This window comes from Brytella acorum (assembly GCF_029309905.1).
Taxonomy (GTDB): domain Bacteria; phylum Pseudomonadota; class Alphaproteobacteria; order Acetobacterales; family Acetobacteraceae; genus Brytella; species Brytella acorum.
The window spans coordinates 389,069-415,623 of record NZ_JARBJP010000001.1; the positions used below are offsets into that span (position 1 = coordinate 389,069).

At 63.4% G+C, this 26,555-nt stretch carries 23 protein-coding genes; 7 read left to right on the forward strand and 16 right to left on the reverse strand.

All coding sequences use genetic code 11. The annotated features are described in order from the left end of the window. Positions 1 to 46: 46 nt before the first annotated feature. Together PWM43_RS01690 and PWM43_RS01695 are read right to left on the reverse strand one after the other, a co-directional pair. Complete coding sequence (locus PWM43_RS01690; protein ID WP_289840829.1) at positions 47 to 865, reverse strand: DeoR/GlpR family DNA-binding transcription regulator; 819 nt, start codon at positions 863 to 865, stop codon at positions 47 to 49. A gap of 192 nt (positions 866 to 1,057) precedes the next feature. After that, positions 1,058 to 1,339: a DUF3175 domain-containing protein gene (locus PWM43_RS01695; RefSeq protein WP_289840830.1), complete on the reverse strand. Its 282-nt coding sequence runs from the start codon at positions 1,337 to 1,339 to the stop codon at positions 1,058 to 1,060. Positions 1,340 to 1,507: 168 nt separating this feature from the next. On the opposite strand from PWM43_RS01695, the gene PWM43_RS01700 reads away from it, so the two are divergent. The 6 genes from PWM43_RS01700 (at position 1,508) to mutL (ending at position 8,589) form a co-directional block, all read left to right on the forward strand. Continuing rightward, entirely contained in the window at positions 1,508 to 2,323 is an 816-nt protein-coding gene (locus tag PWM43_RS01700) for a deaminated glutathione amidase (protein WP_289840831.1), read from the forward strand. A gap of 112 nt (positions 2,324 to 2,435) precedes the next feature. Next, positions 2,436 to 2,606, forward strand: a complete 171-nt coding sequence (locus tag PWM43_RS01705; protein ID WP_289840832.1) for a hypothetical protein — start codon at positions 2,436 to 2,438, stop codon at positions 2,604 to 2,606. A 135-nt stretch (positions 2,607 to 2,741) separates the two neighbouring features. After that, the gene (ileS, locus tag PWM43_RS01710) at positions 2,742 to 5,657 is read left to right on the forward strand and encodes an isoleucine--tRNA ligase (RefSeq protein WP_289840833.1); all 2,916 of its coding nucleotides are present in this window, start codon (positions 2,742 to 2,744) and stop codon (positions 5,655 to 5,657) included. Then, on the forward strand, positions 5,657 to 6,157 hold the full coding sequence (lspA, locus tag PWM43_RS01715; RefSeq protein ID WP_289840834.1) for a signal peptidase II: 501 nt from the start codon (positions 5,657 to 5,659) through the stop codon (positions 6,155 to 6,157). Before ileS ends, lspA begins: the two co-directional genes overlap by 1 nt. 50 nt (positions 6,158 to 6,207) lie before the next feature. After that, positions 6,208 to 6,759 carry a DUF3035 domain-containing protein gene (locus PWM43_RS01720; protein ID WP_289840835.1) on the forward strand — a complete coding sequence of 184 codons (552 nt, stop codon included), beginning with the start codon at positions 6,208 to 6,210 and terminating at the stop codon, positions 6,757 to 6,759. Between the two features lie 12 nt (positions 6,760 to 6,771). Continuing rightward, positions 6,772 to 8,589, forward strand: coding sequence for a DNA mismatch repair endonuclease MutL (gene mutL / locus PWM43_RS01725; protein ID WP_289840836.1), 1,818 nt, complete (start codon positions 6,772 to 6,774; stop codon positions 8,587 to 8,589). An 82-nt stretch (positions 8,590 to 8,671) separates the two neighbouring features. Here mutL and PWM43_RS01730 read toward each other — a convergent pair whose 3' ends face one another. From PWM43_RS01730 to PWM43_RS01745, 4 genes are all read right to left on the reverse strand, one after another. Beyond that, positions 8,672 to 9,358, reverse strand: a complete 687-nt coding sequence (locus PWM43_RS01730; RefSeq protein WP_289840837.1) for a YfdX family protein — start codon at positions 9,356 to 9,358, stop codon at positions 8,672 to 8,674. A gap of 130 nt (positions 9,359 to 9,488) precedes the next feature. Further along, on the reverse strand, positions 9,489 to 10,397 hold the full coding sequence (locus PWM43_RS01735) for an EamA family transporter (protein WP_289840838.1): 909 nt from the start codon (positions 10,395 to 10,397) through the stop codon (positions 9,489 to 9,491). Next, complete coding sequence (gene parE, locus PWM43_RS01740; RefSeq protein WP_289840839.1) at positions 10,397 to 12,433, reverse strand: DNA topoisomerase IV subunit B; 2,037 nt, start codon at positions 12,431 to 12,433, stop codon at positions 10,397 to 10,399. The genes PWM43_RS01735 and parE overlap by 1 nt, the downstream gene beginning before the upstream one ends. Before the next feature lie 111 nt (positions 12,434 to 12,544). Then, on the reverse strand, positions 12,545 to 13,090 hold the full coding sequence (locus PWM43_RS01745; protein WP_289841153.1) for a hypothetical protein: 546 nt from the start codon (positions 13,088 to 13,090) through the stop codon (positions 12,545 to 12,547). Between the two features lie 283 nt (positions 13,091 to 13,373). Between PWM43_RS01745 and PWM43_RS01750 the strand changes: the two genes are divergently transcribed. After that, positions 13,374 to 13,928: a hypothetical protein gene (locus PWM43_RS01750; protein ID WP_394356019.1), complete on the forward strand. Its 555-nt coding sequence runs from the start codon at positions 13,374 to 13,376 to the stop codon at positions 13,926 to 13,928. 111 nt (positions 13,929 to 14,039) lie between these two features. Here the strand turns inward: PWM43_RS01750 and PWM43_RS01755 are convergent, their stop codons facing one another. The 10 genes from PWM43_RS01755 to gltX form a co-directional block, all read right to left on the reverse strand. Beyond that, the gene (locus PWM43_RS01755; protein WP_289840841.1) at positions 14,040 to 14,489 is read right to left on the reverse strand and encodes an RrF2 family transcriptional regulator; all 450 of its coding nucleotides are present in this window, start codon (positions 14,487 to 14,489) and stop codon (positions 14,040 to 14,042) included. A 146-nt stretch (positions 14,490 to 14,635) separates the two neighbouring features. Further along, positions 14,636 to 15,817 carry an OmpA family protein gene (locus tag PWM43_RS01760; RefSeq protein ID WP_289841154.1) on the reverse strand — a complete coding sequence of 394 codons (1,182 nt, stop codon included), beginning with the start codon at positions 15,815 to 15,817 and terminating at the stop codon, positions 14,636 to 14,638. A 279-nt stretch (positions 15,818 to 16,096) separates the two neighbouring features. Continuing rightward, positions 16,097 to 16,444, reverse strand: a complete 348-nt coding sequence (locus tag PWM43_RS01765) for a DUF1491 family protein (RefSeq protein ID WP_289840842.1) — start codon at positions 16,442 to 16,444, stop codon at positions 16,097 to 16,099. Then, the gene (locus PWM43_RS01770; protein ID WP_289840843.1) at positions 16,441 to 18,144 is read right to left on the reverse strand and encodes a S41 family peptidase; all 1,704 of its coding nucleotides are present in this window, start codon (positions 18,142 to 18,144) and stop codon (positions 16,441 to 16,443) included. The genes PWM43_RS01765 and PWM43_RS01770 overlap by 4 nt, the downstream gene beginning before the upstream one ends. Before the next feature lie 225 nt (positions 18,145 to 18,369). After that, the gene (gene topA, locus PWM43_RS01775) at positions 18,370 to 21,039 is read right to left on the reverse strand and encodes a type I DNA topoisomerase (RefSeq protein WP_289840844.1); all 2,670 of its coding nucleotides are present in this window, start codon (positions 21,037 to 21,039) and stop codon (positions 18,370 to 18,372) included. Between the two features lie 30 nt (positions 21,040 to 21,069). Then, positions 21,070 to 22,224 carry a DNA-processing protein DprA gene (gene dprA / locus PWM43_RS01780; protein WP_394356009.1) on the reverse strand — a complete coding sequence of 385 codons (1,155 nt, stop codon included), beginning with the start codon at positions 22,222 to 22,224 and terminating at the stop codon, positions 21,070 to 21,072. Between the two features lie 35 nt (positions 22,225 to 22,259). Further along, complete coding sequence (gene plsY / locus PWM43_RS01785) at positions 22,260 to 22,904, reverse strand: glycerol-3-phosphate 1-O-acyltransferase PlsY (protein ID WP_289840845.1); 645 nt, start codon at positions 22,902 to 22,904, stop codon at positions 22,260 to 22,262. Next, positions 22,901 to 24,193: a dihydroorotase gene (locus tag PWM43_RS01790; RefSeq protein ID WP_289840846.1), complete on the reverse strand. Its 1,293-nt coding sequence runs from the start codon at positions 24,191 to 24,193 to the stop codon at positions 22,901 to 22,903. The genes plsY and PWM43_RS01790 overlap by 4 nt, the downstream gene beginning before the upstream one ends. Next, positions 24,190 to 25,137 (reverse strand): aspartate carbamoyltransferase catalytic subunit, encoded by a 948-nt coding sequence (locus PWM43_RS01795; RefSeq protein ID WP_289840847.1) that lies wholly within the window; start codon positions 25,135 to 25,137, stop codon positions 24,190 to 24,192. Before PWM43_RS01795 ends, PWM43_RS01790 begins: the two co-directional genes overlap by 4 nt. Next, positions 25,130 to 26,536 carry a glutamate--tRNA ligase gene (gene gltX / locus PWM43_RS01800; protein WP_289840848.1) on the reverse strand — a complete coding sequence of 469 codons (1,407 nt, stop codon included), beginning with the start codon at positions 26,534 to 26,536 and terminating at the stop codon, positions 25,130 to 25,132. The genes PWM43_RS01795 and gltX overlap by 8 nt, the downstream gene beginning before the upstream one ends. Positions 26,537 to 26,555: the final 19 nt, after the last annotated feature.

Below are 26,555 nucleotides of genomic sequence, written 5' to 3' on the forward strand. Positions count from 1 at the left end.
GCCGATAGCTTGAGGTTATCGGCAGGAGCGCGAGGGTGCGAAGCTCCTACTCGCAGATTTCGAGGCGGACGCCTTCATCGGTCAGGAGTTTACGGGCGGCGGGCTTGAGCTGGACATCGGTCAGCACGCGGTCGAATTCCGAGAGCTGGGCGAGGCGTACGAGGCCGCCATTCTGGAACTTCGTGCTATCCGCCAGAAGGATGCTCTGGTCGGCGATCGCCATGAGGGCGCGTTTGACCTTTACGACATCCTCATCGTTCTGGAACGCCACGCCGCCATTGATGACGGACGTGGACAAAAACATCGTATTGGCGCGCAGGGACTTGGCCGCCTGTTCGCAGAGCAGGCCGAAAAAGGCGTTGCGCGGCGCATTGTACTCGCCCCCGAGGCAGATGAGCTTCAGGCCGGGATAGGGTGCCAGCGCCTGCACCACACCCATGGCGTTGGTGATGATCGTCAAGGGCGCCAGCGCGGGGATGAGCGGGAGAAGTTCCGCAACCGTCGTCGAGTCGTCGAGCACAAGAACCTGCTCGGGCGTGATGAGGGAAACCGCTCGCGTGATGATGGCCTGTTTCAGCGAAGTCGCGCGCGACCGGCGATAGTTCACGCTTTTCTGCGTGACCGCTCTGTTCTTGAGAGCGACGCTGCCATGCAGCTTGTCGATCAGTCCCTGCTTGGCGAGCGCGTGCGCGTCGCGATGGATCGTCATGCGGCTGACGCCGAAGCGATCCGAGAGGTTCTCGATCGTTGCATTGCCCGTCTCGAACAACACATCGAGGATGCGTTGCTGACGGGCGGCGTTGTCGCGACGCTTGGCGGGAAGATCCGTGTCGTCAGGGTCGTGGTGGTCTTGCGTTGCGCTCATGATGGCGGCTCGATCCTTAAATGCGTCTGTCGCGGCAAGCGTGAGCGAAAATAACATAATTCGATGGATGATGATATTTATAACGTTCTTTTGGCTTTAATTTAACCTTCCTGTCAGGTGCTGGATCGCGGCTTTCCGCAGAACCACTTGTTTTTTGCGCCGACGGAGTAACGTTTTGTCATGTTGTGGACATTATTCGCGGCCGAACGCCCGTCGCAATTCCGTTTTGGCCTCTTCGAGGCGGGCTCGGTCATCCGCCGAAAGGCCGCTCCCGGCGCGATTGATATAGAAATCGAGCATCGACATCGCGGAGGCGAAAGGATGCTCCTTGTGTTTCGGATTTGTCTCCGCCGAGTGCTTCAGGGCCTGAGCGATATCCTGCGCGCTTCCGTCGGCAAAAAGTCCCTGCGGCAGGGCGTAGGGATGGTCGTGTTCGGTCACTTCAGCGGACCAGTAATGGGTTTTTTCGGTCATGGGAGAAACTCCACCGTAAGTTTACGCCGTTCAGGGGCCATCCGAGGATGCGACACGGCATCTGGCATGCTGGATCTGGCATGTTGGTCGAAGATGTCCGCCATGCAAGGAGAATGGTATGATCAAAAGCACATCCATCCGTGATTTGCCGCATGCGGAGTCTCGATCATGAAAATTGCCCTTGGCCAGTTCGCCGTTGCCCCCGAATGGAGAGACAACCAGAAAACCTGTGTGGAGTTGATCCATCGCGCGCGGCGTGGCGGGGCCGCTCTCGTCGTGCTTCCCGAAGGGATTCTGGCGCAGGATATCAACAATCCCGAACTCCTGCCGCGCACGGCCCAGCCGCTGGACGGTCCGTTCATGAAAGGACTGATCGAAGCGAGTGACGGCATCGCCGTGATGGGCTGCGTCAACGTGCCGGATGGCCAGGGGCGGTTTTACAACACTCTTGTGACGTTTCGGAACGGTGCGGTGATTTCCACCTACCGCAAGCTGCATCTTTACGATGCCTTCAACGTGAAGGAATCCGCCCGCACGGCACCGGGCACGGAACTGCCGCCGATCATCGAGATCGACGGCATGAAGGTCGGTGTGATGACCTGTTACGATCTGCGTTTTCCCGAACTGGCCCGCGCGCTCGCGCTCCAGGGCGCGGACGTGATCGTCGTCCCAGCGGCGTGGTTTCGGGGGCCGAACAAGGAACGTCACTGGGAAGTCCTGAACACCGCGCGGGCGCTGGAAAACACCTGCTACATCGTCGCGGTCGGCGAGTGCGGCGCGAGAAATATCGGGCAGAGCATGGTGGTCGATCCTCTGGGCGTCATCGTCCTGGGACTGGGAGAGGCGCCCGGCCTCGGGATCTGCGAGCTGGACCCCGCGCGTATAGCCCATGCCCGCGAGATCCTGCCCGTCCTGGCGAACCGCCGCTTCGCTGATCCTGTTCTGGTCGATCCCGTTCTGACGGGCGCGCGTTCCGACGGATGAACGACGCGGGGGGAACGCCGTGCGGAGCGCATGAATGGTACGTTACAATATTATTGCGTGACATATAACTTATGAAGTGATACATCCTCTGTCACAGCGGAGGTTACGAGTTATGGGCGCAATCATTTTCATGCAGCATCTCGTCTGGCAGCATCATCTCGATATCCAGCACGTGATCGCGCAGAACAAAGGGCAGCGCAAAGCTCCGGCCCGTGCGAAGTTTCATTTCTTTCGTTGGAGAGACATGGGTTTCGTCGAAGGGCCGGTTGCGACCGAGCCCTGATCCGACAGACCGTATTTTCATCATCAGGCATAAAACGCCTGATGTCTGGCGGGGGAGAAAGCGCGCTGGCTCTTGACCCCCGGGTCGGCATCTTCCCATAACACGCGGTTCCTTGACCGTGCCGATTGGTGGAAGATGTCCGAAAGCAGCCCCGACCCGCAGGACCGTTACCGTGAAACGGTTTTCCTGCCGCGTACCAGCTTCCCGATGCGGGGAGGCCTGCCCATTCGGGAGCCGGAGACGCTGGCCCGCTGGAAGGCCTCGGATCTGGACCAGCGCATCATCGAGGCAGGCCGGGGGCGTGAGGTTTTCACGCTTCATGATGGACCGCCCTATGCGAACGGCCATCTTCACATCGGTCACGCGCTGAACAAGATCAACAAGGATGTCGTCAATCGCGCCCAGCGCATGAGCGGCAAGCGCGTGCGCTACATCCCGGGCTGGGACTGCCACGGCCTGCCGATCGAATGGCGGGTCGAGGAAGAATATCGCAAGGCGGGGAAGAACAAGGATGCCGTGCCCGTTCTGCAATTCCGCGCCGAATGCCGCGAATACGCGCGCAAATGGGTGGACATTCAGAGCGCCGAGTTCCAGCGCCTTGGCGTGCAGGGCGAGTGGCACAACCGCTACGCGACCATGGATTTCAGTTCCGAGGCGGCGATCGTCGAGGAGATCGGCCGCTTCCTGCTGAACGGCCTGCTGTATCGCGGCCTGCGTCCGGTGATGTGGAGCCCGGTCGAGAAGACCGCGCTGGCGGAAGCCGAGATCGAATATCACGACATCACTTCGACGACGATCGACGTCGCCTTTCCCGTGATCGCCGATCCGACGCCGGACCAGGCCCTGAGCGGCGCGTCCGCGGTCATCTGGACGACGACGCCCTGGACCATCCCGGCCAATCGCGCGCTCGCTTATGGCCCCGAAATCACTTACGCGGTCATCCAGGTCGATGACGTCGCGCCCGAGAGCCTTGTGCCTCTGGCCGCGCGTCTCCTGCTGGCGGAAGATCGCGTCGCCGACTTCTGCAAGACGAGCGGCATTCTCGAACATCACGTCCTGAGCACGTTTCCCGGCTCGGCGCTGGAAGGCGCGATCTGCTCGCATCCGCTGCGCGGGGAGGGCTATGATTTCGACGTGCCCATGCTGCCGGGCGATTTCGTCACGACGGATGCGGGAACGGGTCTCGTCCATTTGGCGCCGTCCCACGGACAGGACGATTTCGTCGTCACGCGTGCTTATGGAATCGAAGTTCCCGAACTCGTTCAGGATGACGGCACCTATGCGCCGTGGGTTCCGCTTTTCGCGGGCGTCCATGTGTTCAAGGCCGCCGATCCGGTCTGCGCCGCGCTGACGGACGCCTTGCAGCGGCGGATCGCAAACGGCGACGCGCCCGCGGGGCTGCTGGCGCGCGGTTCGATCACGCATTCCTATCCGCATTCATGGCGCTCGCGGAAACCGATCATCTTCCGCGCCACGCCGCAATGGTTCATCCGCATGGATGGCGAGGGGCACCTGCGCGCCAAGGCGCTCGATGCCCTCAAAGGCGTGACCTTCGTGCCGGAAATCGCGCGCAACCGCCTAACCTCCATGGTCGAGCAACGCCCTGACTGGTGCATCAGCCGCCAGCGCGCCTGGGGCGTGCCGATCGCGATCTTCGTACACAAGGCGAGCGGCGAGGTTCTGCGGGACCCCGAGGTGATGCAGCGTGTTGTCGATGCGATGCGCGAGCAGGGCGCGGATGTCTGGTATAGCGCCGATCCGGCGCGCTTCCTCGGCCCGGACCGTAATCCGGCCGATTACGAACAGGTCTTCGACATCGTCGATGTCTGGTTCGAGAGCGGTTCGACGCATGCCTTCGTGCTGGGGCAGGACGGGCTGAATTTCCCCGCCGATCTCTATCTCGAGGGTTCGGACCAGCATCGCGGCTGGTTCCAGGCGTCTCTTCTCGAAAGCGTTGGAACGCGCGGCGTCTCGCCGTTCAGGGCTCTGGTGACCAACGGCTTCGTGCTCGACGAACAGGGCCGCAAGATGTCCAAGTCGCTCGGCAACGTCATCGCGCCCGCGGACGTGACCGACAAGCTCGGCGCGGACATCCTGCGTCTGTGGGTCGTGAATTCCGACACCAACGAGGATCTCCGCATCGGCAACGAGATCCTCAAGCAGCAGGGCGAACTGTACCGCCGCCTGCGCAATACGCTGCGCTGGCTGCTCGGTGCGCTGGACGGGTTTTCTCCCGCCGAAGCGGTGCCGTTCTCGGAGTTGCCGGAACTTGAACGTTACATCCTGCATCGCCTGACGGAACTGCACGCGCTCGTGCGTCGTGGCGTCGAGACGCATCAATGGGTGGGCGTCTATCCGGCGCTGCACGGTTTCTGCACGACGGATCTTTCGGCTTTCTATTTCGACGTCCGCAAGGATGCGATCTATTGTGACGGCGTTGACAGCCTGCGTCGCCGCGCGTCGCGCACGGTGCTCGATATCCTGCATCGCGCGCTCTGCACCTGGCTTGCCCCCGTGCTCGTCTTCACGGCGGAGGAAGCCTGGACGGCGCGTTTCGAAGAGGGCGAGAGCGTGCATCTCCAGGCGTTCCTGACGCCGGACGCCGCATGGCGCGACGAGGCGCTCGCCGATCGCTGGACACGCCTGCGGGGCGTGCGGCGCGTGGTGACGAGCGAACTCGAAGCGGCCCGGCGCGCGGGTCTGATCGGCGCGTCTCTGGAAGCCCGCGTGCGTCTGCCGCTGACGGAACGCGAGGCGGCGGATTTCGGCGATGTGGACTGGGCGGAACTCGCCATCGTGTCGCAGGCGGATGTCGAACTGCTGGTCAATGCGCCGACCATTTACCTTGATGGTGACGGTTCGGAGGCGCTTCCCGGCATTTCGGAGCCGCATGGCGGTCCGACCGTCGCGGAAGCGCAGGGGCAGAAATGTGCGCGCTGCTGGAAGGTTCTGCCCGAGGTGGGGAGCCATGGCGCCCATCCGGGTCTGTGCCTGCGCTGCGTCGATGTCGTCGAAACGCGCATGCCGGGCATGGATGGAGCCTCCGCCTGATGACGACGCATCAGATGCGCCGGATTCTGGTCGGTCTCGCGACGCTCTTTGGCGTGCTCGTGGCTGACCAGTTGAGCAAGTGGTGGATTCTCACCGGCTTCGATCTTCCCGCACGCGGCTCGGTCGCGATCACGCCATTCCTGAATTTCACGATGGTCTGGAACCATGCCGTGACGTTCGGAATGCTCGGCGGTCTTGGCAAGGCCGGTCCGGTCGTCTTCTGTACCATTGCGCTCGTGGCCGTCGCCGCGCTCGTATGGCAGATCACGCGGACGCGCCGGACAGTCCTGGCCATCGCGATGGGAGCGATCGCCGGGGGCGCCGTCGGCAACGTCATCGACCGGCTGCGTTTCGGGGCCGTGGTCGATTTCATCCATGCGCATGCATTTGGCTGGAGCTGGTATGTTTTCAACGTCGCAGATTCCGCTATCGTATGCGGCGTCGCCGTCTGGCTTGTCGACAGTTTGCGGGCCGAGCCCGGCGATGCGCGTGCGCGATGACGCCACGTGTCTTGTCCATGGCGTCCGGGTTGCATAGAATTAGGTTTATCATGGCTCAGCATCTCTCTTCGTTTGCCCGGCTTACCCGTCGCGCCCTGCCGATGCTGGGTGGGCTTCTCCTCCTGTCCGGCTGTTCCGGCTCGGACATCGTCCGCGCGTTCAGCCTCGAGCGGGAAACGCCGGATGAATATACGGTCACGACGCACGCGCCCCTTTCGATGCCGCCTTCGGAAAAGCTGAATCTGCCCGGCAGCGGCAATGGTTCGACGGCCGATGACAGCCCGCGCATGCAGGCGCTCGAGACGCTTTCGCCCAACGCGGCTCTTCATCCGGTCGATGGTGGTCCGAGTTCGGGCCAGACCGCTCTTGTCGACGAAGTCGGCAAGGCCGCCAACGGCCCGCGCAATGCCGAGCTCGGCAGTGCGGGCGCAGGTCTGGTCGACAGCATCATGTTCTGGCATGGCGGTTCCGCGGGCACCGTCGTCGATGGCGCCGCTGAAAACCGCCGTTTACAGCGGGATTCGGCGCTGGGTCGCAAGCCCGCGGCCGATGCGACGCCGACAACCAAAAGCTCCGATTCGGGCTTTCTGGGCATTTTCTGACGCGATCGGCCGATGGAGGCCATTTCAAGACCTGTCCTGCGTCGGCTCAGCCATCACGTCATTGATCTGATCGCGGCTGGTGAAGTTATCGAACGTCCCGCCGCGGCGCTCAAGGAACTCGTCGAAAACGCCATCGACGCCGGAGCGACGCGTCTCACCGTGGCCCTGACCGCGGGTGGGACGCAGCGGATCGAGGTCGTCGATAACGGCTGCGGCATGTCGCCGGACGATCTTCTTCTGGCCGTCGAGCGCCACTGCACATCCAAGCTGACGGACGACACGCTCGTCCACATCCGGACACTGGGCTTCCGGGGGGAAGCCCTACCTTCCATCGGCGCCAGCGCAAGGCTGGCTCTGACCTCGCGCATGGCCGGGTCCGAAACGGCCTGGTGCCTGCGGGTCGATGGCGGGGTGGTGACGCCGCCCGTTCCGGCCTCAGGCCCTCAGGGAACGCGCGTTGTGGTCGAGGATCTGTTTTTCGCGACCCCGGCCCGTCGCAAATTTCTCAAGAGCGCGCGCGTCGAATCCGGCCATGCGGAGGCCGTCATGCGGCGGCTTGCGCTCGCCGCTCCGCATTGTGCGATGCGTCTCCTGCTGGACGATCGCGTGGCGCTCGACCTGCCGGTCCAGTCGGTACTGGCGCGGACGCAGGCCATTCTGGGCGAGACGGATGCCCTGATCGCCATCGACGAGTCCCGGCAGGGGATGCGCCTGACCGGCTATATCGGCGGCCCGGCCTGCACGCGGGCGACCACCGCGTCCCAGTTCATGCTGGTCAATGACCGGCCGGTCAGCGACCCCATGCTGAAAACGGCCGTGCGCGTGGCCTATCGCTCCGTGATCGATCCCGGTCGGCAGCCGGTGCTTGCGCTTCAGCTGGAAGTGCCGATGGAACGGCTGGACGTGAACGTGCATCCGGCCAAGACGGAACTCCGCTTTGCCGACGAAACGGACGTGCGCGGCCTGGTGATCGGGTCGCTTCAGCGCGCGCTGGGACAGGGAGCCGGTGCCGGTGGCCACAGGATTGCTCTGCGCGCACCGGCCCGCGCACGGATTTTCTATCCGCCACCAGAGACGCGGAGCGCCCCTTCGACGCCCGCGAGCCCGCCCTCCGACAGGATCCAGTCCGGCTTTTCGGAGCGGGACGAAGCCTTCGCCCCGGCGGCCCGGCGGCTTGACCAGACGCCGCAGACGGCTGCGCCGCCCAGCGCGGAAGAGGAGAGGAAGCATTATCCTCTTGGCGCCCCGGTCGCGCAGGTTCTGGAGACTTACATCATTTCCGTCGCGGAAGACGGGGATCTCGTGCTGGTGGACCAGCATGCGGCGCATGAGCGCCTGACTCATGAAAAACTGCTGTCCCAGCGGCATGAGGGCCATATTCGGGTGCAACGGCTGTTATTGCCCGAAGTGATGGATCTTCCGGTGCATCAGGCCGAAACGCTCCTGCATCATACGGAGGCTCTGGCGCGTCTGGGCCTGGAGATCGAGGCTTTCGGAGGGGGGAGCGTCCTGCTCAGGACCATGCCTGATCTGCTGGCGGGCGGTGATCCGAAGGCGCTCCTGCGCGATCTCGCGGAGGAACTCAGCGAAGATCCCGATCTCGGTCCCAGGGACACGACCGCGTTCGACCGTCGCCTGGATGCCGCGATTGCGCGGATGGCGTGTCATGGCAGCATCCGGGCCGGACGGCGCATGAATCTGGATGAAATGTCCGCTCTGTTGCGACAGATGGAGCAGACCCCCCGCGCCGCGACCTGTTCTCACGGTCGCCCCACCTGGCTGAAGCTCAGCCGTTCCGAACTGGAGCGGCTGTTCGGGCGGATTCGGTAGGGAGAAATCCGGAAGGAGAGATCGATCCCGTTTCAAACATGCGCGGACACCGGAAACGATCCCGTTCCGGTGCCCGTTTGTGTCAGGACGCTTTTTTGGTCGACTTGGGTGCCGCTGAAGATGCGGGTGCGAAGCTCTCGACACTGTCCGCATCGACGAATACGACATTGTCGAGCACCTGATTCAGGGCGTCGATCGAGTCCTTCTGATCGCCGCCATCCAGGAGAACGGATGCGCGATACACCGTTGCCGTCGTTTTCTCGAGCGGCGCCAGACCCATGATGAAATCCACATCCTGCCCGACGACCTGAAGGTCCTGTGAGGCCTGCTGGGGCTGTCCCTGCTGAAGGTGCTGGTTCGCGGTGTTCAGGGCCGCTTTCTTTTCAGGGGCCATTTCGTCGGTCACGACATAGAGGCCAACGACCGGCACCCAGCTTTCGGGGGTGTTCGAAACGACATGATTTGGCGATTTGGGCGGCGCGCTGGAGGCTGGCGTCAGCTCGCTTTCCGCTTTCATGAACTTGCGATTGTCTTTGGTCGCCTTTTGCAATCTGACCTGCGCGTCCTGAAGAAGCGGCAGAGCCTGAGTGGTCTGGTTGGCGGAGAGAAACTTCTGAGCCTGGTAAATGTCAGCGAAAGCCTTCTGGCCGTCGACGGACAGGCGCGCGAAATCGCGATCGATCGTCTTGTCGTTGGATTTCGTGGCCGCGTGGGCAGACGTCATGGCCGTGAAAAGAAGTGCCGCGGAAGCGACTAGAACTTTGCGCATGAAGAACCTATCAACTTGAGTTGGACATGGTTTGTCACAAACGACTTACCGCTTTTCGACGTCGCCAGCACATGAATAACGCGCAATCCGCCACAATCCGCGTTGTCTTAGGTCTCGATGACCGCACGACTCAACCTGGCGGCGGCTGGGTCTCGATGGGTGTGGTCGTGCGACTTGTGAGCACGTTGCCCGCCGATGCCAGCACGATACAGCCAACGCCGATCCATCGCGAAACCGATAGGGTTTCGTGCAGCAGAAGCAGACCGGATACGGCGCCCAGCATGGGTTCCATGCTCAGAAGGATGCCGAGATCACGTGGTTTGAGACGGCGCATCGCCAGCATGTCAAGAATATAGGGAACCGCCGACGAAAGGATGGCGACGCAAAGCGCAAGCACCCCTTCTTCCGGATGCGAAACCGCGACAGGCAGGGCCGGAATGAGCCAGGGCAAGAGAAAAAAAGCGGCTGTCGCAAGACCCAGAGAGGTTGCCGTGACTGGCGAGAGAACCTTGCCGATGCGTGTGCCGGTAAGAATGTAGATGACCCAGCCGACGCCGCTGAACAGCGCTGCGCCGACGCCGATCGGGTCCAGCGGGCCGAGGGCATGCTCCGGCCTGAGCAGGAAGAACAGGCCGCCAACAACGAGAACGACCCATAACAGATCCAGCCATCTCCGGGAGCCGGACAGGGCGAGGGAGAGCGGCCCCATGAATTCCAGCGCAACCGTCATCCCCAGGGGCAGACGCGTCAATGCGACGTAGAAGCAGAAATTCATGATCGCGACGGATGCGCCATAGGGGATCAGCAGCTTGAGAACCCGCGGCGTGAGCTGGGCCCGGGTCGGGCGCCAGATCATCATGAGGATCGTCGCGGCCAGTCCCACACGCAACCCGACCATGCCTTCCGGACCGAAGACCGGGAACAGGCCTTTCGCCAGCGCCGCGCCAATCTGGAAGGACGAGATGCCGCCGATGAGCATCAGAACCGCCCCCGTCTGTCCGTAGCGAGGGTCGTTCTGCACCGTCTGAGGAGGCGACATTATACGTCCAGCAGTTCGGCCGAGCGGGCATGCTCCTGAATGAAACGAAAACGCAGTTCAGGCCGACGGCCCATCAGGCTTTCGACGCGTTCGCTGGTCCGGGCGCGTTCTTCGGGAGGGGTGATGACCTTGAGCAGAGTCCGCTTCTTCGGATCCATTGTCGTGTTTTTCAGATCCGAGACCGGCATCTCACCAAGCCCCTTGAATCGTGAGATTTCGACTTTCGCGTTGGCCTTGAAATCGCGCTTGATGCACCGGTCCCGATCCTGATCATCCATCGCATAGACCGTCTTGGCGCCATGAACGAGGCGGTAGAGGGGCGGCTGCGCCAGATAGAGATGACCGTCGCGGATGAGTTCGGGCATCTCGCGATAGAAGAAGGTCATGAGCAGAGACGCGATATGGGCGCCGTCCACGTCGGCATCCGTCATGATGATGACGCGGCCATAACGGAGTTTCGAAATGTCGAGGCTTGAACCAAGTCCGCAGCCGAGCGCCTCCACGAGGTCTTTCAGCTCCTGGTTGGCGCGCAGCTTGTCCGTCGAGGCGGAGGCGACATTGAGGATTTTGCCCTTGAGCGGCAGAATCGCCTGCGTTTCGCGGTTGCGGGCCTGCTTGGCGGACCCGCCGGCTGAATCGCCCTCGACGAGGAAAATTTCCGTATCGGCGGCGTTTTCGCGTGTGCAATCCGTCAGCTTCCCCGGCAGTCGGAGACGCCGCGTGGCGCTCTTGCGCGGCGTGTCCTTGGCCTCGCGACGGCGAAGACGCTCCTCGGCGCGTTCGATCAGGAAAGCGAGAACATTGTCCGCCTGCGCCGGGTTGCCGCCCAGCCAGTGATCGAGCCTGTCGCGCAGCGCCCCTTCCACCAGGCGCGTCGCTTCCTGGGAGGTCAGCTTCTCCTTGGTCTGTCCCTGAAAATGCGGGTCACGAATGAACACGGAGAGTTTGACGGCGACGACACCGAAGATGTCTTCGGCGGTAATGCTGGCAGCGCGCTTGTTGTTGCGCTGCTCGCCCCAGGCCCGAAAGCCCTTGACGAAAGCCGCCCGCAGGCCGGTTTCATGGGTGCCTCCCTGTGGCGTCGGGATCGTGTTGCACCACGACGCCATGCTGGAGGCGCCGGTTTCCAGGAACGCAACAGCCCACTCGACCTTGCCGCCCGTCCGTCCGTCCGCCGCGGTGGGAAGCTCGGCATCGCCCGACCAGAGCGGGGCGAGAAGGACGGGGTCCTTGCCCAGCTCCGCTTCCAGACTATCCGCAAGGCCGTTGGGAAAATGGATGGTGGTTTCGAGCGGAGTTTCGTCACCCGCCTTGACGAGATCCGGCGAAACCTTCCAGCGGATCGTCACGCCTCGAAACAGGGCCGCCTTGGAGCAGCACAGACGATAGAGACGGGCCGGAGAGAACGAGAGGGCACCGAAGATTTCGGGGTCGGGAGAGAAACGAATGGTCGTGCCGCGCCGATTGGGGGCGTTGCCGATCTGCTCAAGCTTCGTCTGTGGCAATCCGCGCGCGTAATCCTGCCGCCACAGGATCCGGTCGCGAGCGACCTCGACCTCGAGTCGGCGCGACAGGGCATTGACGACCGAGGAGCCGACGCCGTGCAGTCCGCCGGACGTATCGTAGGCCTTTCCCGAGAATTTGCCGCCCGCGTGCAGGGTGGTGAAGATCACCTCCAGCGCCGAGCGGTCCTTGAATTTCGGGTGCGCGTCCACCGGGATACCGCGACCGTTATCGCGGACGCACAGGGTGTGCGCGTCTTCAAGTTCGACGTCGATGACCGAAGCATGCCCTGCCACCGCCTCGTCCATGGCGTTATCGATAATCTCGGCGGCGAGATGGTGATAGGCGTTGTCGTCGGTGCCGCCGATATACATCCCGGGGCGTCGACGGACCGGTTCGAGTCCTTCGAGAACCTCGATGTGCTCGGCCCCGTATTCGCTGGTGGCCTGGGACCTGGGCGCCGAAGTCTTGGGCGCCGAAGTCCTGCGCGGTTTCGGGGGCGGCGCGTCGTCGGGATGAAAGAGGTCGTTCATAACCCGTTCTTGCCGATCCCGGCTTGTCAACGTCAAGCGCCGTGTTGGTTTGACGGCATATAAGAACCGGGGCGCGGCCGCCCCCGTTCACGGCCCCGGTTTATGACCTTGTCAGGCGCGGCTGCGGCGCGTGGTCTTGCGGCGCGCGGGGGCAGTATGCGTCACGCGGGACGCACCCGTATCGCATGTTTCGTACGAAGCCGGCTGGACGATGTCTTTCGCCTCGGCGTAGCGGGCGAGATCCTCGCTGCTTTCGAGATAGGCAATCTCGTCGAACATGGCCATGCGCTGTTTGCAGAAGATCGTGCCGGCCTGAAGTCCGCCTTCGGACTGAACATTGGCGAGCTGCGTGATGTAATCGTCATGCTCTTTCTGCGCGGAGCGACCGTAGGTGGTGCGGAAGTAGCGGTTGAGGCGGTCTTCCTCGGTCAGCAGCTTGTCGCGGAATTTTGACACGAACGTGTTGTAGCGGTCCTGGGCGCTGCATGAGAGCGCCGTCACCATGAGTTCGCTCTTCAGGCCTTGCACGTCGAACGCCTCATGCGCGGGAGATTCGCCACAACCCGCCGCATGGGCCATCGGTGCCACAACGGCGGACAGGGCGAGGGCAGCCGTAGCGAAAGGCGCGATGAGACGGTGCCGGGTGGAAAGACGCATCATGAAACTCCAGAGCTGCGAAAGACGAAGGTCGAGGGCAGGCACCCGAAGTGCCATGAGAAAGACGTTCTACAAGCGCCTATAATGCAACAGGAAAGGCGGCGGGAAAATGGCGTTGGGCGCTCGTAAAGGGCGTTTTCGTGCAAAAAGCCACAAACGCGCCTTTCCGAAGCCTCATATTCGATCTACCGCCCCTTCCGCATGGCGGTGTCTTGCGCTAGGCCATCCAAAACCAAAGCCGCCTGTTTCTCAGCGGCCTTCTTGATATCAGTGGGGTTTGACAGTGCGACTGCGAGGTTCTGCATCACTTTTCGGGACGACTCTTATCGGCGCAGCCTTGGCGCTCTCCGCCTGTGCGCAAAAGCCGATTGTCCAGCGTATCGTGCCACCCAACCCTTTCGGCTATCAGAAAGTGTCCGCCGTCTGTCACGTGGGTCCGGTCCAGAAGGCGGCCAATGGTGCTCTGAGCGCGACCATGACGGTTCGCAGCGATGACGGCCTGTGCGCCCTGCCGGTCCGGACGGCCGCCAATACGAATTACGTGTCATTCGGCGTCTCGCCCGCGCCGAAACACGGCAAGGCGTTTCTCTACAATTACGACGACGCGACATATGTGAACTACACGCCGTCCACCGCCTATGCGGGATCGGACAGCTTCACTGCGATCCTGATTCCCGGCAACGGCCAGCCGCGCGTGTCTCTGACCGTCAACGCGACGGTTGATGCGACCGGCGTTGTTGTCGCCAAGCCCGCGGTCGTGCCTCCGACGCCTGCCGAGACCGCTCACAAGACCAAGACGACGACACGCCGTCGCACCACGAAATCTTCACATAAATAAAACTGCTTCCCGCGTTCTCGTGCTCCCAGCGAAAGGGATCGCGAGAACGCGGCGCTACACCGCGCGCGGTCTTCAGGGCGTGAACGCCCGGTATGCGAGACCGTCCGGCCTTCAGATCGAGAAGGTGATGGGTTCGTGAAGCGGACGACGCAGCCCGGCCGCTTCTGCCCGGCGGACCATGTCTTCCAGCGTCAGCGAGATCATCTGCTGACATACGACGCTATCGAGTTGATGCCAGCACGGCGAAACCACGCGCTCGAAGAGCGCGCCAATCGGGCCGCCCTCGCCGGAAGCGTCGTCGTTCGCGACCGTCCTTACGATTTCATCGAGTGAAATATCACGCTGAGGCCGGCCAAGGCGATAGCCGCCACGCGGGCCGCGTACGCTGTCCAGAACGCCTGAGCGGGACAGGGCCTGAAGCAGAGGTTCGATCCCACGTCGCGCCAGCCCCGCGCGCTCGGCAATATCCGAACCGCTGACAAGGCCCGACCGGCCTGCGTAGAACGCCACATCCACCATGATGGTTACGGCGATCATGGCACGGTCACGGCGAAGATACATGCGGCTTTATCCCTAAGCTAGTAACAGCATCTCCATAACACGATGATCTTGCGTGGCATAGACATATTGCAGTCGCGCATCGTGTGGAGGCGAAGGGAGCCGTCAATACGGGACGCTTCAGCGCGTGAAAGGTCCCGAGTAACCGATCAGAGTGTTTTGGAGGGCGATGCTGTCCTGACGCTGACAGGCTGGACCATGGCCTGAGTCTGTGCCTGAGGCGTCAGTTCGATCACGACACGGCGGTTTTGCGGTTCGCGCGTGTTCGGCCCTGTGGCAACCAGCGGATGATCTTCGCCAAAGCCCTGAGTAACGATTAGCCCGCCCGCGACGCCGTCGCGGATCAGCTCGGCGCGCACGGAGTCGGCACGTTGCCGGGACAGTTTCATATTATACGCCGCGCCTCGCGCACCGGGATGCGCCGCCGTATTGTCCGTGTAGCCGTTGACCTGGATATGCGTCGTATGCTGGCTCGTGGAGGTCTGCGCGGCGGTTGCGACGATGGCGCGCGCCCTGTCGCTCAGATCGCTGCGATCCCAGTCGAAGAAGACGATATAGGTGACGTCGGCGCGCATGGCGGGGCCCACCGGCGCCACGACAGGCGGCGGCGGGGGCGGCTCGGGGCTGAACTCGTAGCGCAGGCCCAGCATCAGGGAGTGGTTGAAGTCGGTGCGGCTGTCACGATTGCCGACCATCGTGCCGTAGGGGCGCGACTTGTCGTAGCCACCAATGCTGCCGGTCGCGGTCGCGTGGTGCCCCTGGGGACCGAGCATCGTGTAGAAACGGTATTCGGCGGTAAACGACAGGCCCACGACCTGTGGAACGGGGAACGAAAGGCCGAAAATACCCTGATAGGCGAAGTTGCCGGCGGTTCCGGTTGTGTGCTGCGTAAAGAAGTTGTTCGGCGCATACACATAGGTGTTCATCTGCTGCCAGCCATAGCCGACACCGGCGCCGAAATAGGGATACAGCCAGCTTTTGCCGATATCGAGATCGAACAGCGCATTGGCCATTACGCCATATTTCTGCTGGCGACCTCCCGTGGACGACGGGAAGGAACTGGTTTTGAACTGCTGCAACCGGTTGTTGCGGTAGTTACCTTCGACTTCGACACGGAAACCGTTTCCAAGACCCCATCCCACCGCGCCGATTCCGGTCACGCCCGCCTGATAGTGATCGCGCCCGCTCGGCATGACCGGCGACAGGCGGATCGTCTGATCCTGGTTGAAGGTGGCGCCCCCTTCGCCGGAGACGTAGAGGCCTTTCACCGGCTGAGCCGAGGCATGCCCGACACAACCCAATCCAACCGCGGAAAATACCGTAAGGGTCATGCGTCCGATGGCATGCGAGGTGCGGAACCGGGTGTGGCCGGCCAATCGCTGTCGCAGCGTCATTTCGTCATCTCCATCCATCACACGCAGTCTATAGTCCGGCGCGGGATAAACTCAATCCACGTGCCGCAGCGAAACCTGAGTCCTGCTTTCTTGCTGAAACGCTGCCCGAGCGCAACGCGTGGAAGCGGGCGAGGTGCAGATGCGCGTTTGCCCTGACACGTAATCGTCAGTGAGGTGTGGGACTCATGCAACAGTGCGGCGAGCGCTTCGGCGTGGTCACATTTCCGCGCGGCGTGTTCCCAGATCGTCTTCAACCGGGCTTTTCACGTCGGTAACTTCCAGCTCGATAACCCATAAATCGGGATCGTATCGCCTTTGTCTTTCCAGATAGGAGTCGAGTTCGGCCGGGTCACTGACGGCGATTCGCGCCCAGTCCGGTTCATTGTCCGCAAATGACGGGGCTTCACGCAGGACCGCGATCTGGCGCCTGCGATCCATCAGGACCACTATGACCGCTCCGGCGTCCTCATCACCACGATGAAGCACCATGGCCGAATGGCCGTGCAGGGCCGTGCGACGGAGCAGGGCGCGTACCCAGAGCCCGCTTTTCAGCCGCGACGTCATTTCGGAGCATCCGCGAGATCATCCGGAATGGCGGTGACGGCGGCGCGGTAAGCCTCTTTCGAGTTCAGAAGCGCGAACGCGGCGTCCAGATCGGCATCCGTTCCCAGAGCCGCCGGACAATCGCGACGAATATCGAGAATATTGGCGACGGAGAGCGGATAGCGCGCCGCGCGGCTCGCCTTGACCGTGGCGGCTTCGCTCGATGTGCCGCCGCGCAATGCCCGGAGTTGCCGATCCGTATCTGCGCTTCCGCGCGACGTGCATATCTGCGGCATGACACCCAGCCCCTGTAGCGGCCATCCGAGGGGCGCCAGAACCCGGCTCCACGTCACGAAAAGCTCGCCGCCATCGGGCATCTGGCCGATGGTCTGGACAAGTCCTTTGCCGAGCGTGGCGCTGCCGATGACCACGGCACGGCGATGGTCCGCCAGCGCCGCCGCGAGAATCTCGGCGGCGCTGGCCGTACGCCCATCCACCATGATGGCGATGGGGGCGCCTTTGGTCATGTCTCCGCCGCGCACGGCCCAGACGTGATTGGCCTGGGGATCGCGCCCCTTCGTGATGACCGCCACACCCTTGTCCAGCAGCAGAGAGGCGGCCGTCACAGCCTGCTGGAGCACACCGCCCCGGTCGCCCCGAAGATCGAGGATCAAACCGTCCAGCCGGGCGTTCTGTGTGATCTGGTCGAGATACTGGCTGAGTTCATCGGCCGTATTGGTCGAAAAAGCCGCGATGCGAAGGATGGCGACGTGACCGCGTGTCTGAACGAAAACGGTTTGGGGCGGGACCGTGTCGCGCCGCATCGATACGGTTGCACGTCGGCGCCCCGGATCGGCGATCGTGATGGAGACGGCGCTGTCCGCCTCACCGGACAGCCACTGCATGACCGCCTCCGGAGTGGCGTCGCGCACAGTATGACCATTGACGGCATAGAGACGCTGGCCCGTGTTGACGCCCGCGGCCCATGCGGGGCCGGTTGCGTTGACCGACGCGATATAAAGACCCTTCCCGTCGCGTTTGAGCGAGATGCCGATTCCTGCCGATCCGCCGATCCGGTTCGTTCTGTCCTGAACGGCGGGCGTCGGGGCGATATAGCGCGAGTAAGGATCCAGATGGTTGAAGAGTTCGTCGAAGAAACTCTGGAGAATGGCGCCATCGCCACTGCTTCGCACGGCGTCGGAATGCGACCATGCATCCTGTGCGGCATGGACCACCAGAGAGACCCAGCCCGGCACGTCGTTTTCCTGCGGCATCGGATAGCTGCCGATGACCGTCTGGCTATTGATCAGCTGGACGATGGCGGGCTCGTGCGGTGATTTGGCAGGCACCTCGGTGATCGCCAGAGCAGGGTCTATGGCGGTCAGCCCGTCCAGCCCCCACCAGCACAGGCGATGCGCGCTGTGAGGGTCGAGAGTGCGAGGCTCTATGAAACGCAACGCACTGGTCAGGACGGCGCCGATCATCGCTCCGTCGAAAGGAGCCGAAACAGATGACGGAGATTCCGTAGCCGATGTGGCAGTTACGGCCGACGGCGCGCCGGGAAGAGGGTCGGCGTTCGCGGCGCCCTTCGCATCGCCGACGGGCGCTGTCAGGCTCGAGGCGGCTTTCGGAGCTGTCGCATCAGGCGCGGGAGCGGCGGCCAGTGACAGTCCCGATATTGTGGCGACAAAGCACCGAATGGGAAGAGCGCGTGTGTCCAACCGGGCGAATACGCCCGATCGACGCCGAGGGACGCCATTTACATGCAGGCCGCGCAGAGGAAAAAACATGCCGTTTTACGAATAACCGGGTCGGTCCACAGAATGGCGCGCCCCAACTGAAATGACGATAGTTGGACGCCATACGACTAAATGGGGCGCGCGGCAGGATACTTCCACCTGTCTGCCGCATTTTTGCCCGAATGTGTGGCGGAAAACACGCGTCCGTCAGGACGTTTTTCCTGATGGTACCTTGGCTTTTGCTGCTTTGGCCGTTTTCGTCGTCTTGACGGATGTTTTGGTTTTGGCGGTCGTCGGCTTCTTTTTCGCAGGCTGTTTCTTCGACTCGCCCGTCGCAGCCTTTGCCGCCGGTTTGCGGGTAACGCGGCCCTTGGCCTTCAGTGGCTTGCCCTTTTCGGCCAGAAGCGCGACCGCCTCTTCCATCGTCACATCATCCATGTCCTGACCCTTGGGCAGGTTGGCGATGAGCTGGCCATGCTGAACGTACGGGCCGAAGCGGCCCTTGCGGACCATGACCGGTTCCTTGTCCGCGGGATGCGGACCGAGATTGCGGATTGAGGCCAGTTTCTTCGCGAGGCAGTCCACCGCCCTGTTGAGGCCGATCGTGAGAACGTCATCGTCCGCGTCGAGAGAGCCATAGATCGCACCCATCTTCACATAGGGTCCAAAGCGTCCCAACCCGGCTTCGATCGGCTCGCCCAGGTCGGGATGGACCCCGATCAGACGCGGCAGCGACAGGAGGCCCAGCGCCTGATCGAGCGTCAGCTTGTCGCCTTCCAGCCCTTTGGGAATGGTCGTCCGCTTGGGCTTAATCTTCTTGTTCTCGGGGTCCGCCTCGCCCTGCTGGATATAGAGGCCGTAAGGCCCGCGCCGGACTGTGACGTCCTGACCCGTCGCGGGGTCCTGCCCGAGGATTTTCATGCCATCCTTGAGCGCGCCGCCATCATCCGCATCGTCGGCGATGAGCCGACGGGTGAACTGGCATGTCGGGTAGTTGGAGCAGCCTATGAACGCCCCGAATTTTCCCAGACGCAGGCCCAGGCGTCCGGTACCGCAGGCCGTGCACTGGCGCGGATCGGAACCGTCTTCACGGGCCGGAAAGAAATAGGCGCCGAGATCCTCATCGAGCGCGTCGATGACATCCGAGATCTTGAGATCTTTCGTCTGTTCTACGGCGTGCGAAAAGTCGCCCCAGAAAGCGCGCATGACGTCATGCCAGTCCGCGCGTCCGCCTGAGATGTCGTCCAGCTGCTCTTCGAGACTCGCTGTGAAATTCGTATCGACATAGCGTTCGAAGAACGACACGAGGAACGCCGTGACGAGCCGTCCACGATCCTCGGGAATGAAGCGGCGGTTCTCGAGGCGGACATAAGTGCGGTCGCGCAATACGCTGAGAATCGAGGCATAGGTCGAGGGGCGGCCAATGCCGATCTCTTCCATGCGCTTGACGAGGCTCGCTTCGGAGTACCGCGGCGGCGGCTGGGTAAAATGCTGTTCGGCCAGCGCGCCCAGATTTTTCAGCCTGTCGCCGTCCTGCATGGCGGGCAGAACACGACCCTCATCGTCATCGGTCTTCGAGTCGTCGCGACCTTCGATATAGAGCTTGAGAAAGCCCTCGAAGGCGATGATCGAGCCGGTGGCGCGCAGAATGGTCTGTTTCGTGGCGTCGGCCAGCTCCACGATGACCTGGTCGAGTTCCGCTGACTGCATCTGCGATGCGACGGCGCGCTTCCAGACGAGTTCGTAGAGGCGGCGCTGCTCGTCCGTCAGATAACGCGCGACTTCGGCTGGAGAACGGGTCACGTCGGTCGGCCGGACGGCCTCATGCGCTTCCTGGGCGTTCTTGGCCTTGGACGAATAGAAGCGGGGCTTTTCGGGCACGAACGCGGCCCCGATGGCCTGACCGATATGGGCGCGGATGGCGGTGATGGCTTCATTGGCCATCTGAACGCCGTCGGTTCGCATATAGGTGATGAGGCCGAACGTCTCACCACCGATATCAACGCCTTCGTAGAGCTGCTGGGCGGCCCGCATGGTCGTCTGCGCGCTCATGCCGAGCTTGCGCGAAGCCTCCTGCTGGAGCGTCGACGTCGTAAAGGGCGGGGGCGGATTGCGCTTGACCTTGCGGCGCTCGACCGACTGGACCGTGAACTGCCCCGACGACACGGCATCGCGTGCCGCATGCGCCAGATCTTCGTTCGGCAGGTCGAACTGTTCGAGCTTCCTGCCCTGAAGCTGCGTCAGGCGCGCCGTGAATTTCGCGTGGCCGGGGGTCTCGAAGTCCCCCGTGACGGTCCAGTATTCGCGCGTCTTGAAGACTTCGATCTCGGCTTCGCGCTCGCAGATGAGGCGTAGCGAAACGGACTGCACGCGCCCCGCGCTCCGGCTGCCCGGCAGCTTGCGCCATAAAACGGGTGAGAGCGTGAAGCCCACGAGATAATCCAGCGCACGGCGCGCGAGATAGGCCTCGATCAGCGGCAGGTCGAGATCCCGGGGATGCGCCATCGCGGTCTTGATGGCGCTCTTGGTGATTTCGTTGAACGTGACGCGCTGGACGTCGATGTTCTTGAGCAGGTTCTTTTCCTGCAACGCGGCCCGCACATGCCATGAGATCGCCTCGCCTTCACGGTCCGGGTCAGTGGCCAGATAGAGATGCTTGGCGCCTTTGAGCGCCTTGGCGATCGTCGCAATCTGCTTGGCGCCGCGCTCATCGGTCTGCCAGTCCATCGCGAAATTTTCGTCCGGACGTACGCTGCCATCCTTGGGAGGCAGGTCCCGCACGTGACCGAAGGAAGCGATGACCGTATAGCCGTCGCCAAGATATTTGTTGATGGTCTTTGCCTTGGCCGGGCTTTCGACCACTACGACGTCCGTCATCTTTACTCCGGTTCTCCTCGGGGCGTCGTTCTACTGGCGCTCCTGCGGCAACGACACCACTTGTCCGCCGGGCAGCAACGCGGCAAAGCCGCCAAGCTCAAGTTCCGACAACGCGGCGACGACCACCGATACGGAGAACTGGCAGCGGCTTACGATATCGTCAACTGGTATAGGCGTCGGCGAGAGCAGTTCTCTGACATGTTCGAGTGCTTTTTCGCTCGGCGGAGGTCTGTCGGGCGGCGGTTTTCGGGCCGGTGTTAGAGACGCCACCGTATAAGGAGCGTGTGGAGCGGGTCCGTTCGAGGGGCGAGAAAGTCCTGAAACGCCATGACCTGGAAGATGCGCCAGAATGTCACTGACTGTTTCGGTCAGGATGGCGCCGTCACGCAGCAGGGCGTTGCTTCCGCGGGATCGCGGGTCCAGAGGCGATCCGGGCACGGCGAAAAGTTCGCGCCCATAGGACTGGGCCAGACGCGCGGTGATCAATGTGCCGGAGTGAAACGCAGCTTCCACGATGACGGAACCCAGCGTGATCCCGGCGATCAGGCGGTTGCGACGGGGAAAGTGCCGACTTTGCGGCGTCGTCCCGAGCGGTGCTTCGGTGACGAGGCAGCCTTTTTCCGCAATCTCCGCCTGAAGCGCGGCATGTTCGGAAGGGTAGACACGGTCCAGGCCCCCCGCGATCGCGGCGACGGTCAATCCGGCATGCAGGGAGGCCCGATGCGCCGCGGCATCAATTCCGCGTGCAAGGCCCGAGACCACGCATAATCCCGCGCCCGCGAGCCCGGCAGCGAGGGCTTCCGACATCCGGATACCGGCGGCCGACGCATTGCGTGCGCCGACAATTCCGATGCCGGGGGTCGATAGAAGCGCAGCGTTCCCCATGACGGAGAGAACGGGTGGCGCATCGTTGATATCCGATAACAGGGCCGGATAATCCGGGTCGCCCCACACGATCAGGCGTCCGCCCAGGCGGGCGGTCGCAGCGATCTCGTCCTCGATATGAACGATGGTCGGAACATGAAGGGCCTGACGTCCGGCGCGCGCGACATCATGAGGCAAGGCGTCAAGTGCGGCGCGTGCATTTCCGTGGCGAGCCAGGAGCCGCCTGAAATTGACGGGGCCGATTCCATCGGTTCGGGCGAGACGGATGAGATCAATGCGGTCGGACGTCATGCGGGTCATGGCCGGAGACTGCGGTCATGATGGTAAAGGTGTGGTTAACGAGTATCTTTCGTGTCGTTTTTTTTGCTGTCTGTAAGCTGGATGTGTGATTCCTGCCCCGAAATCAGGCGAGCGATATTGCCCTGATGGCGCACGAGAATCAGCAAGGTCAGCAGCGTCGTGGCGATGGGAACAGGCGTTGCGAAGGGCCTGTGAGTCAGCAGCGTCACGAACACCGGTGCGAAGCAGAACGCCGCCAATGCGCCTGCCGAGGAAATCCGGCTGAGACGCGCGACCAGCAGCCAGACGAGGCAGCACAGAGCGCCCGCTGGCCAGCAAAGCGCCCAGATAACGCCAAGCCCTGTCGCCACGCCCTTGCCGCCCCGGAAGCCGAGCCAGATCGGAAAACAATGGCCGATCACCACGGCAATGGCGGCGACGGCCATGCCTGTATCGATATCCTCTCCGCCGCATATCACGCGCGCGGCCAAGACCGCCGCGGCACCCTTCAGCGCGTCCAGAAGCAGGGTGGCCGCAGCGAGACCCTTGCGTCCGGTTCGCAGGACGTTGGTCGCGCCGATATTGCCTGAACCGATCTTGCGGATGTCGCCAACCCCCGCCGCGCGACTCAGCAACAGGCCAAAGGGGATGCTGCCGAACAGATAGGCGATGGCGGCGGCGACTCCCAGGGTGGCGGTCATGAACGTCCGGCCTCGAAAACCGGAACGCCATTCTTCCACGTGCCCAGAACGGCCCCACGCAGCTCGTGGTGATCGAAGGGCGTGTTCTGGGCGCGCCCCGGCAGTTTGCCCGATTCGACCACCCACGCCGCTCCCGGGTCGAAAAGGCACAGATCGGCGCTCGCGCCCGGGGCCAGTGTCCCCGCGCTGCTGCCCAGAAGGCGCGCGGGACCGAGAGTCAGAAGCGACAGGGCGCGTTCGAGCGACAGGGCCCCGGTCTGCACCTGTCCGAGCGTCACGCCCAGCAGCGTGACAAGGCCCGTGCCTCCGGCGGCCGCCTGCGCGAAGGGCAGGCGCTTGTCGTCCGCATCCCATGGCATGTGATCGGACGCGATGGCGTCGATCGTGCCGTCGGCGAGCCCCATGCCAATGGCCTGCCGATCGGCCTCGGCGCGCAGGGGCGGGGAGAGCTTCGCGTAGGTCCGGTAGTCCCGAATGGCGCTCTCTTCGAGGGCGAAATAGGGCGGGGCCGTATCGCAGGTGACGAGCAGGCCGCGCGCCTTGGCGCGGCGGATGAGATCGAGGCCTTCCGAGGTCGAGACATGGCCGAAATGCAGACGCCCGCCCGTCATCTCGGCGAGGCGAATGTCACGGGCGATCAGGATGGCTTCAGCCGCCGCCGGAATCTGTGGCAGGCCCAGTTTGGTCGCCAGCGCTCCGGCGGTCGCGCAGCCGCCCCGCGCCAGAGACGGATCTTCCGGATGCTGAACGATCAGGGCGTCGATGCCTTGGGCGTAAGACAGAAGGAGGCGCATGCGCTTCGTGTCCGCGATGGCCCGCGTGCCGTCCGTAAACGCCACCGCCCCGGCTTCGCGTAGCATGGCCATTTCGGCCATCTCTTCTCCGTCACAGCCCTTGGTCAGCGCCCCGTACGGCAGAATGCTGACAAGGCCCGTCTCTTCGCCGCGCGTGCGGAGCAGACGAACGAGCGAGGGATCGTCAATGGCAGGGCGCGAGTTCGGCAGGACGGCGATCGTGGTCACGCCGCCCGCGGCGGCCGCGCGCGCGCAGGAGGCGATCGTCTCGCGATATTCGAAGCCCGGCTCGCCGATCGAGACGCGCATGTCCACGAAGCCCGGGGTCAGCACGGCCCCGTTGCCCTCGATCGTCCGCGTGCCTTCGGGCGTGCCTTCCGCGCCGACAGCATCACGAGCGGCAATGTGACCGTCGCGCACGAGCAGGCGTCCCGGCGTCAGGCTTTCCGTTTCAGGGTCGAACAGCCGGACGTTTTCGAAAAGAATCGTGCTCATGTTGGCACCCGCATGCGTGACAGTCGCTCCAGCACCGCCATGCGTACGGCGACGCCCATCTCGACCTGCTCCTGAATGACGCTCTGCACCGAGTCGGCGACGTCGGAGGCGATTTCGACACCGCGATTCATCGGACCAGGATGCATGACCAGCGCGCCGGATCTGGCGAGGGCGAGGCGGCGCTGATCCAGCCCGTAAAAGCGGAAGAATTCGCGGGCGCTCGGAACGAGGCCGGCCCCCATGCGCTCCTTCTGGAGCCGCAGCATCATGACGACATCCGCGCCCGCGAGCCCGTCTTCCATGTTGTGATGGACTTCGACATTGCCCAGCGAGGCGATGGAAGAGGGCACGAGCGTCGGCGGTCCGACGACGCGGATCGTGCTGCCCATGGCCGTCAGGAGGTGGATGTTCGAGCGCACCACACGGCTGTGCCCCACATCGCCGCAGATCGCGACTGTAAGCCCCGAGAGGGTACCGAGATGACGGCGCATCGTCAGCGCGTCGAGGAGCGCCTGCGTCGGGTGTTCGTGCATCCCGTCGCCCGCATTGACCACGCAGGCATCGACCTTGCGCGCCAGAAGCGCGGGCGCTCCCGAGGCCGCGTGACGCACGACCAGCAGGTCGCAGCGCATGGCGTTGAGGGTGGCCGCCGTGTCGAGGAGCGTCTCGCCCTTGTTCACGGAGGAATTGGCGACGGACATGTTGATGACGTCCGCGCCGAGGCGCTTGCCCGCAAGCTCGAAACTCGTGCGCGTGCGGGTGCTGTCCTCGAAAAAGAGATTGATGAGCGTGCGTCCGCGCAACGCCTCGCGGGGCGCCTTCCGGGACCGCGAAAGAAGGGCATAGCTGGCGGCGAGATCGAGAAAAGGCTCGATTTCGGCGGCGCTCATGCCCTCAAGCGCGAGAAGGTGGTGCGGGGCGTTCACGGATGCAGGCTCAGCCATGGGCGATCGCGGCTCCGATCCGGGCGAGGACCTCGTCGCGACCAAGGGCGGCGAGGGTGAGATCGATGCCCGGCGACACCGAACTGCCCGTCATGGCCGCGCGCAGTGGCTGGGCGACCTGCCCGAGCTTGAGTTCGTGTTTCTCGGCAAACGCGCGAAGGGCGGCATCGACGGCGGCGGCGTCAAACGGCTCGACGAGCGCCAGCACATGCGCGACGCCCTTGAGCGTCTCCTTGCCCTTCTCATCGAGCTGCTTGAGCGCCTTGGCGTCATAGTCCAGCGGCACGGAGCGTCCGAAAAATGCGGCGCTGTCGGCGAGGTCCGTCAGCAGTTTGGCGCGCTCCTTCAGCCCCGGCATGGCGGCGAGCACGCGCTGGCGCACCGTCTCGTCCGTTTTCACGCCTTCGCGCCCGGCGAGACGTGTCAGGACGTCATCGGTCAGGCGCGCATCATCGGCTTCACGCAGATAGACGCCGTTGAGATGCGTCAGCTTGACATAATCCATGCGGGACGGTGAACGACCGACGCCGTCGAGGTCGAACAGGCGGATCTGCTCGTCGCGCGACAGGATTTCGGCATCGCCATGCCCCCAGCCGAGACGGAGCAGGTAGTTGCACAGCGCCTCGGGCAGGAAGCCCTCGTCGCGGAATTCGACGACTGACTGCGCGCCATGCCGCTTGGACAGCTTCGCCCCGTCCGGGCCATGGATCAACGGGAGATGCGCGAATTGCGGCAGGTCCCAGCCCATGGCGCGATAGATCATCGCCTGGCGGAAAGTGTTGGTCAGGTGGTCGTCGCCACGGATGACGTGGGTGATGGCCATGTCGTGATCGTCCACGACGACGGCGTGCAGATAGGTCGGCGAACCGTCCGAGCGCAGGATGATGAGGTCATCCATCTCGGCATTGGCGACGCGGACTTCGCCCTGCACCAGATCCCTGATGATCGTCTCGCCCTCGCGCGGCGCCTTGAGGCGCACGGCGAAGGGCGCGCCGGGCGGCGCCTCGGACGGATCGCGGTCGCGCCAGTAGCCATTATAGCGCGGCGGCAGGCCCTTGGCCTGGGCCTCCTCGCGCATCGCCTGCAATTCCTGTGGCGTGCAGTAGCAGCGATAGGCCAGCCCTCGGGCCAGAAGATCCTCGGCCACGTCCTTGTGACGCGGCTCGCGCGTCGACTGGAACACGGGCTCCTCGTCGGGCGTGATGCCCATCCAGGACAGGCCGTCGAAGATCACGTCCACGGCTTTCTGTGTGGAGCGTTCCTTGTCGGTATCCTCGATGCGAAGGAGGAACTTGCCGCCGTGATGGCGTGCGAAGAGGAAATTGAACAGGGCCGCGCGGGCATTGCCGATATGCAGCAAGCCGGTCGGGGAGGGGGCAAATCGCGTGCGGACGGTCATGATCGGCCCCCTTAGCATG

What these genes read in the sequence shown, in the direction of transcription:
- plsY (WP_289840845.1), bottom strand. Translation starts at nt 22,904, where the DNA reads ATGACCGCCACCCTGGGAGTCGCCGCCGCCATCGCCTATCTGTTCGGC.
- PWM43_RS01735 (WP_289840838.1), bottom strand. Translation starts at nt 10,397, where the DNA reads ATGTCGCCTCCTCAGACGGTGCAGAACGACCCTCGCTACGGACAGACG.
- topA (WP_289840844.1), bottom strand. Translation starts at nt 21,039, where the DNA reads ATGACGGACGTCGTAGTGGTCGAAAGCCCGGCCAAGGCAAAGACCATC.
- PWM43_RS01720 (WP_289840835.1), top strand. Translation starts at nt 6,208, where the DNA reads ATGGCTCAGCATCTCTCTTCGTTTGCCCGGCTTACCCGTCGCGCCCTG.
- PWM43_RS01795 (WP_289840847.1), bottom strand. Translation starts at nt 25,137, where the DNA reads ATGGCTGAGCCTGCATCCGTGAACGCCCCGCACCACCTTCTCGCGCTT.
- PWM43_RS01730 (WP_289840837.1), bottom strand. Translation starts at nt 9,358, where the DNA reads ATGCGCAAAGTTCTAGTCGCTTCCGCGGCACTTCTTTTCACGGCCATG.
- PWM43_RS01695 (WP_289840830.1), bottom strand. Translation starts at nt 1,339, where the DNA reads ATGACCGAAAAAACCCATTACTGGTCCGCTGAAGTGACCGAACACGAC.
- lspA (WP_289840834.1), top strand. Translation starts at nt 5,657, where the DNA reads ATGACGACGCATCAGATGCGCCGGATTCTGGTCGGTCTCGCGACGCTC.
- PWM43_RS01705 (WP_289840832.1), top strand. Translation starts at nt 2,436, where the DNA reads ATGGGCGCAATCATTTTCATGCAGCATCTCGTCTGGCAGCATCATCTC.
- PWM43_RS01760 (WP_289841154.1), bottom strand. Translation starts at nt 15,817, where the DNA reads ATGACCCTTACGGTATTTTCCGCGGTTGGATTGGGTTGTGTCGGGCAT.
- PWM43_RS01700 (WP_289840831.1), top strand. Translation starts at nt 1,508, where the DNA reads ATGAAAATTGCCCTTGGCCAGTTCGCCGTTGCCCCCGAATGGAGAGAC.
- PWM43_RS01790 (WP_289840846.1), bottom strand. Translation starts at nt 24,193, where the DNA reads ATGAGCACGATTCTTTTCGAAAACGTCCGGCTGTTCGACCCTGAAACG.
- PWM43_RS01690 (WP_289840829.1), bottom strand. Translation starts at nt 865, where the DNA reads ATGAGCGCAACGCAAGACCACCACGACCCTGACGACACGGATCTTCCC.
- mutL (WP_289840836.1), top strand. Translation starts at nt 6,772, where the DNA reads ATGGAGGCCATTTCAAGACCTGTCCTGCGTCGGCTCAGCCATCACGTC.
- PWM43_RS01755 (WP_289840841.1), bottom strand. Translation starts at nt 14,489, where the DNA reads ATGTATCTTCGCCGTGACCGTGCCATGATCGCCGTAACCATCATGGTG.
- parE (WP_289840839.1), bottom strand. Translation starts at nt 12,433, where the DNA reads ATGAACGACCTCTTTCATCCCGACGACGCGCCGCCCCCGAAACCGCGC.
- dprA (WP_394356009.1), bottom strand. Translation starts at nt 22,224, where the DNA reads ATGACCCGCATGACGTCCGACCGCATTGATCTCATCCGTCTCGCCCGA.
- PWM43_RS01765 (WP_289840842.1), bottom strand. Translation starts at nt 16,444, where the DNA reads ATGACGTCGCGGCTGAAAAGCGGGCTCTGGGTACGCGCCCTGCTCCGT.
- PWM43_RS01745 (WP_289841153.1), bottom strand. Translation starts at nt 13,090, where the DNA reads ATGCGTCTTTCCACCCGGCACCGTCTCATCGCGCCTTTCGCTACGGCT.
- gltX (WP_289840848.1), bottom strand. Translation starts at nt 26,536, where the DNA reads ATGACCGTCCGCACGCGATTTGCCCCCTCCCCGACCGGCTTGCTGCAT.
- ileS (WP_289840833.1), top strand. Translation starts at nt 2,742, where the DNA reads ATGTCCGAAAGCAGCCCCGACCCGCAGGACCGTTACCGTGAAACGGTT.